Source organism: Saccharopolyspora sp., from assembly GCF_017434145.1.
Taxonomy (GTDB): Bacteria; Actinomycetota; Actinomycetes; order Mycobacteriales; family Pseudonocardiaceae; genus Saccharopolyspora_C; species Saccharopolyspora_C galaxeae.
Genome location: NZ_JAFRFW010000653.1, coordinates 1 through 6,546, shown reverse-complemented (window position 1 = coordinate 6,546; position 6,546 = coordinate 1). Strand labels below are relative to the sequence as shown.

Genomic DNA, 6,546 nt, shown 5'->3' with positions numbered 1-6,546 from the left:
GCCGACCGCGAGCGCGGCGATGTGCACCCTCCCGCGCGCCAGCGAGGTCATCGCCGCGCGGTACCCGGCGGCCTCGTCGCCGCCCACGAGCGCGTCGGCGGGCACCCGGACCTGGTCGAAGCCGACCTCCGCGGTCCAGGCGCCTTCCTGCCCCATCTTCGCGTCCTTCGGGCCGACGGTGATTCCCGGCGTGCCCGCGGGCACCAGGAACACCGCGATGCCCGGGTTCTCCGGCTGCGCCTCCGCGGTGCGGGCGAACACGACGAACAGGTCCGCGATCGGCGCGTTGGTGATGAACTGCTTGCTGCCGTCGATCACCCACTCGTCGCCGTCCCGGTGCGCGCGGGTGCGCAGGCCCGCCGGGTCCGAGCCGGCGCCCGGCTCGGTCAGCGCGAACGAGGCCACCACGTCCCCGGAGGCGATGCGTTCGAGCCACCGCTGCTTCTGCGCATCGGTGCCGAATCCGACGAGCACCTGCCCCGCGATGCCGTTGTTCGTGCCGAACAGCGAACGCAGCGCCGGCGTGGTGTAGCCGAACTCCATCGCGAGTTCGACGTCCTGGGCCAGGTCGAGCCCGAGCCCGCCCCATTCCGCGGGGATCGCGTAGCCGAACAGGCCCATCTGCGCGGCGGCCGAGCGCAGGTCGTCCGGAACCCGGTCGGCGTTCATGATCTCGGTCTCGCGCGGCAGCACCGCGGAGCGGACGAACTCGCGCACCTGCCGCCTGATGGCCTCGAAGTCCTCTGCTGCCACCTCGCTCATGGTGTTGATGATGAGCGTCCGGCGGGTGCGAGTCCAACATCGGAGCACCCGCTCGGGTCCGCCCGCGGCGACGGATGAGTCACTTGGCTGTCTTAGGATTTGGCGACCGGGTTCGCCGAACGCCGCTGCCCGGGCGATCCGATCCGCTCGCGAAGATCCGGAGCCGAAAGGCGGGCATGTCCACTTACGTCCTGGTGCACGGCGCGGCGCACGGCGGGTGGTGCTACCGGCGGGTCGCGCGGATTCTGCGCGCGGCCGGGCACGACGTGCACGCACCGACGCTGACCGGACTCGGCGAACGCGCGCATCTGCTCGGTCCCGATGTCGATCTCGACCTGCACGTCCAGGACGTCCTGGCGGTGCTGCGGACCGAGGACCTGTTCGACGTCGTCCTGGCCGGGCACAGCTACGGCGGAATGGTCGTCACCGGCGTCGCCGACCGGGCGCCCGAGCGCATCCGCCACCTCGTCTACCTGGACGCCGCGACCCCGGCGCACGGTGAGGCGATCATCGATCTCGCGCCCGTCGCGATCCGCGAGCACACCCAGGTGGTCGACGGGGTCGAACTCGTCCACTTCCCGGACACCGGGTCGTCCCCGATCTTCGGCGTGACCGACCCGGAGGACGCCGCATGGGTGCGCAGCAAACTCACACCGCACCCGTATCGGTGCTTCGAACAGCCGCTGCTGCTGACGAACGAGGCGGCGCTGAATGCGATCCCGCAGACCCAGATCGTGTGCTCCTCGGCGCTGCACGGTCGCGACCCCGCTCGGCTGGCCACCGCCCGCGCGGCGGGCCGGTTGTGGGAGATCGACACCGGGCACGACCTCATGATCACCGAGCCGGAGCTGGTCGCCGACATGCTGATGCGCGCCCCGGCCGAGACCTCCCCGCCGTCCTGATCCGGCTCGCGGGACTGCGCACCGCGGAGGATTCTTCGGCCGAAGTTCGCGCCGTGCCCAGGCGATTGCATTCAGTCAGGCAACTGAATTAACTTGGTCCCGGGGATGCCGCGACGAGCACCGACCACGCAGGAGCGCCAGTGACCCAGCCGTCCACCACCGGCCGAGAGCCCACGCCGATCAGCACCCGCCGCAGCGGGTTCGGCCCCGCCCCGGAGGTGGCGGCGGTGCGCGCGGCGGAAGGGATCGTCCGGGTGCCGACCCCGTTCGGCCCGCCGGCGTGGCTGCTCACCCGGCACGCCGACGTGCGGCGGATGCTCGGCGACGCCGACTCCTTCATCAACGGCTGGGGGCCCGCCGACCTCGACGCCGGGCAGCGGCCCGCCCGGGATCCGCGGCAGCTGTCCGGGCACCGCAGCGGGAACATCCTCTCGCTCGACCCGCCCGACCACACCCGGCTGCGGCGGTTGCTCACACCGGAGTTCACGGTGCGGCGGATGCGGCGGCTGCAACCCCGGATCGCCGAGATCGTCGACGAGCACCTGGACGCCCTCGAACGGCACGGACCGCCCGCCGACCTCGTCGCCGAGTACGCGCTGCCGATCCCGTCGCTGGTCATCTGCGAACTGCTCGGGGTGCCCACCACCGACCGCGCGGAGTTCCAGGAGCGCACCCGGCGCCAGCTGGACACCACAGCGCCCGAAGCCGACCGGATCGAGCTCTCCAAGGAATCCATCGCCTACATGACCGGTCTGGTCGACCGGGCTCGCGAGCGTCCCGGCGAGGACCTGATCGGGATGCTGATCCGCGACCACGCCGACGCGCTGAGCAACGCCGAACTCATCGGCATCGCCAACCTGCTGCTGGTCGCAGGGCACGAGACGACGTCGAACATGCTCGGTCTCGGCACCTTGGCGCTGCTGCGCCACCCCGAGCAGCTCGCGATCGTCCGCGACGATCCGGCCGCGGTGCCCGGCGCCGTCGAGGAACTGATGCGCTGGCTCAGCGTGGTCAACGGCGGTTCTCCGCGGATGGCCGTGCGCGACGTCGAACTCGACGGGGTCACGATCCGCCGCGGCGATCTGGTGAACGTGAACCTGCCCGCGGCGAACCGGGACGCCGGCCTGCTGGAGCAACCGGAGCGGTTCGACGTGACCCGCTCCGCCGCGCCGCACGTCGGATTCGGGCACGGCATCCACCACTGCCTCGGCGCTCCGCTGGCCCGCATGGAGATGCGGATCGCGTTTCCCGCGCTGCTGCAGCGATTCCCGGGTTTGCACGTGGTCGACGAGGAAATCGCCTACGCCGCCGATCAAGCCATCTACGGGCTGCAGCACCTCAACGTCGGGTGGTGATCCGCCACCGGCTAGCGCTGGATGCCGAACGGCCCACCGGAGTCGAAGGCCAGTCCGGTGAAGCGCTCGCCGATGCGGCGGTGGGCGGCCGTGTCCGGGTGGAGCTCGTCGGGCAGCGGCAGCTCGGCGAAGTCCGCTTCGCCGTACAGCTCGCGGCCGTCCAGGTGGTGCAGGTTCGGGTCCTCGGCGGTCCGCTCGCGCACGATCCTGGCCAGCTCGTCCCGGATGACGCCAAGCGTCAGCTTGCCCGCGGCGCGCTCCGCCGGGTCGCCGGTGGCCCGGAACCGCACTTGCCCAGCGCTGAGCGCGCTGAGGTCGAAAGCGCCGGGTCCGGGCGTGTCCTCGTGGATCGGGCAGTGGATCGGTGAGATGACCAGCAGCGGCGTGGTGGGGTGCCCGTCGCGGATGGTGTCGAGGAACCCGTGCACCGCCGGGGTGAACCCGCGCAGCCGCATCAGGTCCGAGTTGACCAGGTTGATCCCGATCTTCGCGCTGATCAGGTCCGCGGGCGTGTCGCGCATGGCACGGGCGGTGAACGGGTCGAGCAGCGCGTTGCCGCCCAGCCCGAGGTTGATCAGCTCCACATCGCCTCGCACGGCCGCCGTCGCGGGCCAGGTCGTGCTGGGACTCGCTGCGTTGGAGCCGTGGCTGATCGAACTGCCGTGGTGCAGCCACACCCGCCGGCCCCGATCCGGCGCCGGCTCCACGGGAGCGTCGGTGCGCAGCGCGACGAGTTCGGTGATCTCGTTGTGCGGCAACCAGATCTCGACGTCCTTGCGGCCTTCGGCCAGACCGGTGAACCGCGCCGTGCCGGGCGGTCCGGGCCGGTACTCGGCGGCGCCGGTGCGCATGTCGATGCTCCGGGTGTTCCCGCCGGTCACGGTGGCCTGCCCGGTCAGCCGACCGTCCACGAGCAGGTCGTACACGCCGTCCGGGCGAGGTGGCGCGCCCGCGTAGACCAGCTTGGTGGGCAGCGTGTCCAGTTCGAGCGCGGTCGCCGAGGTGCGCAGTACCAGCCGCACGCCGGCGGGCTGGGACTCCATCATGGCCAGCCGCTCGTCCGCGCCCTGCGCGCGGGCGCGGGCGGGCAGGCGGTGCGGTAACAGGCCGTGCTCGGTGCGTTCGAGTTCGAGCGCACCGCGCAGGAGTTCCGCGGTGACCGGGGTGTTGATCCAGTCCGCTCGGCGGGTGGGATCGGGGTGATCGTTCACGGGCTCATCCTGCCAACCGGATTCCTCGTCGGCACGCGACTTTTCGCCGCAGGCGCCGTCACCTCTCCCACCGCACGGGCAGCTCGTCCGGGCCGCGCAACGCGGTGCCGACCTGGCTGGTGATGCGGACGGCGCACCCGGCGCGCAGCCGCAGCCCCGGCAGGCGCCGCAGCAGCACCTTCAAGCCCGCTTGCAGCTCGGCCACGGCGAACCACGTGCCGAGGCAGGTGTGCGGCCCCTGTCCGAACGCCAGCAGGTCGGCCGAGCGTCGGGTGACGTCGAAGCGGTGCGGATCGGCGTGCGCGGCCGGGTCGCGCAGCGCCGCGTTGATCGAAAAGATCATCGGTGTCCCCGCGGGTATCTCGATTCCTTGCCACGTGGTGGTTTCCGGGCAGATGCGCGGCAGCAGGCCCACCGGCGGCTCCCAGCGCAACCCCTCCCAGATCGCCCACGGCACGTGCTCGTCCGGGTCGCAGCGCACCAGCTCCAGCTGATCGGGATGGCTCAGCAGCGCGGCCAGCGTGTTGGCCAGCGCGAAGACCGTGGTGTCCGCACCGGCCGGGAACAGCAGGCGAAGGAACGCCAGCACCTGTTCGTCGTCGAGGTGCTCGTCTTCGGCGGTTTCGGTGACCAGCATCGAGATCAGGTCCGCACCGGGTTCGCGGCGGCGCCGGTCGAGGATCGGGCGGACGTGTTCGGTGAACTCCGCGGACGCCGCCATGGCCGCATCGGGATCGAGCGGGTAGTTGAACAGGTCTTGGGCCCAACGCCGCACGGTTCCCTCGCTCTCCGCGGGCAACCCGAGCATGCGGCTGATGAGCAGCACCGGGTAGCGGCTGGTGAACTCCGCGACCAGGTCGGCTTCCCCGCGCGCGGCGAACCGGTCGATCAGCTCGTGCGCGAGCGGCTCCAGCAGCGGTTCGACGTACTCGGCGACCTTGCTGCGGCGGAACGGTGGTGCGGCGACGGCCCGGTTGATGCGGTGTTCCCGGCCGGACATGCACTGCAGCGTCCGGCCGAGCACCGGTTGCGTGGTCAGCGGGTAGATCGCCGCGGCCGGGAACGTGCCCTCGTCCTTGAACGCGGCGCTGACCAGCTCCCGGGTCAGCAGCAGCACCGCGCGCGTGCCGGCGAACGGCACGCTCGCATAGGGCTTTTCCGCGCGCAGGCGGGCCAGCACTTCGTGCAGTTCGGGGATGTCGTCGAAGGCGAAGTCGATGCCTTCCGGGTCGGCGGGTCCGGGTGGCTTCATCGCGAACCTCCTGGCACGACTATTCGTGCTACGGTCACCGATATTCGGTTCGATCGAGATTAGGGGGCGCTGTGCCGGAGGGCAACGACCGGTCGGCGTCGCCGCCCACGCAACGAGTGGTCCGCGTCGTCGAACTGATCGCGGGCGACACCGGTCCGGCGAAGGGCGCGGAGATCGCCGACGAGCTGGAGCTCAGCAGGTCGACCGTCGCGGCGATCCTCGACACCCTCGATGAGCGCGGCTGGGTGCGCCGCGCACCGGACCGCACCTACCGGCCGGGACCGCGACTCCGCACGCTCGCAGGTGCGTCGGGCACCGATGCGGCGATGCCCACCGGCACGGAAGACGTGCTCGCCGAACTCGCCGAGCGGGTTGGCTGCGGAGCGTCGCTGAGCCTGGTCACCCGCACCGAGTCGGAGTTCGTGGCGGTGACCGCAGGGCCGGGCAGATTGCCCGCGGGCATCACGACCGGCACCAGACTGCCGCTGCGCGCTCCCGCGGGCGCGGCCGTGGTGGCCTTCGCCGACGAGCGGCGGCAGCGCGCTTGGCTGGACACCGCAGAACCCGGGCAGCGGCCCGGCCTCGCCGACGCGCTCGAACACATCCGCACGACCGGGGCGGCGTTGTGGGGCATCGACGCCGCGGACCCGGCGATGCTGGACGTGCTCTCGGAAGTCGTCGAACACCTCACGAACGATCCGGCCGCGCAGCTGCGCGAACGCGTGCTGTCGCTGCTGGCGCGGATCAGCGGCGAACCCTACGGTTCCGCGCAGCTGCGCTCGCGGAAACGGCAGCCGCTGACGCATCTGGCGGCTCCGGTGTTCGACGGCACCGGGCGAGCCACCTGGGAGCTCCACATCGGCCCGTTGCGGCAGGACGTCGACCTCGGGGAACGACGCCACTACATCGACGAGCTGGTGCGAGCGGCGGCCTCGCTCGGGCCACCACCCGCCGGCGGCTGAGCGCCCGTTCCGGCGCACGGACGATTCCGCGCTACCGCTTGGAGAACGTCCGGTCCGAGGGCTCCTGGCGACCGTCGCCGATGGTCGCGCCCGCAGCCGCGG

General features: G+C 71.8%; 6 protein-coding genes. 3 read left to right on the top strand and 3 right to left on the bottom strand.

Annotation, left to right across the window (positions count from 1 at the left end; genetic code table 11):
- Positions 1–762, bottom strand: a 762-nt coding sequence (locus tag IJH84_RS17855) for an acyl-CoA dehydrogenase family protein (RefSeq protein ID WP_295146489.1), incomplete at its 3' end; no start/stop codon positions are given.
- Positions 763–938: 176 nt separating this feature from the next.
- Here IJH84_RS17855 and IJH84_RS17850 point away from each other — a divergent pair.
- Both IJH84_RS17850 and IJH84_RS17845 read left to right on the top strand, forming a co-directional pair.
- On the top strand, positions 939–1,664 hold the full coding sequence (locus IJH84_RS17850) for an alpha/beta hydrolase (protein ID WP_295146487.1): 726 nt from the start codon (positions 939–941) through the stop codon (positions 1,662–1,664).
- 140 nt (positions 1,665–1,804) lie between these two features.
- Entirely contained in the window at positions 1,805–3,019 is a 1,215-nt protein-coding gene (locus IJH84_RS17845) for a cytochrome P450 (protein ID WP_295146485.1), read from the top strand.
- Positions 3,020–3,030: 11 nt separating this feature from the next.
- Here the strand turns inward: IJH84_RS17845 and IJH84_RS17840 are convergent, their stop codons facing one another.
- Together IJH84_RS17840 and IJH84_RS17835 are read right to left on the bottom strand one after the other, a co-directional pair.
- Positions 3,031–4,230, bottom strand: a complete 1,200-nt coding sequence (locus IJH84_RS17840; protein ID WP_295146483.1) for an SGNH/GDSL hydrolase family protein — start codon at positions 4,228–4,230, stop codon at positions 3,031–3,033.
- Between the two features lie 58 nt (positions 4,231–4,288).
- Positions 4,289–5,482 carry a cytochrome P450 gene (locus IJH84_RS17835; protein WP_200070450.1) on the bottom strand — a complete coding sequence of 398 codons (1,194 nt, stop codon included), beginning with the start codon at positions 5,480–5,482 and terminating at the stop codon, positions 4,289–4,291.
- Positions 5,483–5,553: 71 nt separating this feature from the next.
- Between IJH84_RS17835 and IJH84_RS17830 the strand changes: the two genes are divergently transcribed.
- On the top strand, positions 5,554–6,444 hold the full coding sequence (locus IJH84_RS17830; RefSeq protein WP_295146480.1) for a helix-turn-helix domain-containing protein: 891 nt from the start codon (positions 5,554–5,556) through the stop codon (positions 6,442–6,444).
- The last annotated feature ends 102 nt before the right edge of the window (positions 6,445–6,546 follow it).

Excerpts from the sequence above, each read along its gene's own strand:
- IJH84_RS17850 (WP_295146487.1), top strand. The coding sequence starts at position 939 with ATGTCCACTTACGTCCTGGTGCACGGCGCGGCGCACGGCGGGTGGTGC.
- IJH84_RS17835 (WP_200070450.1), bottom strand. The coding sequence starts at position 5,482 with ATGAAGCCACCCGGACCCGCCGACCCGGAAGGCATCGACTTCGCCTTC.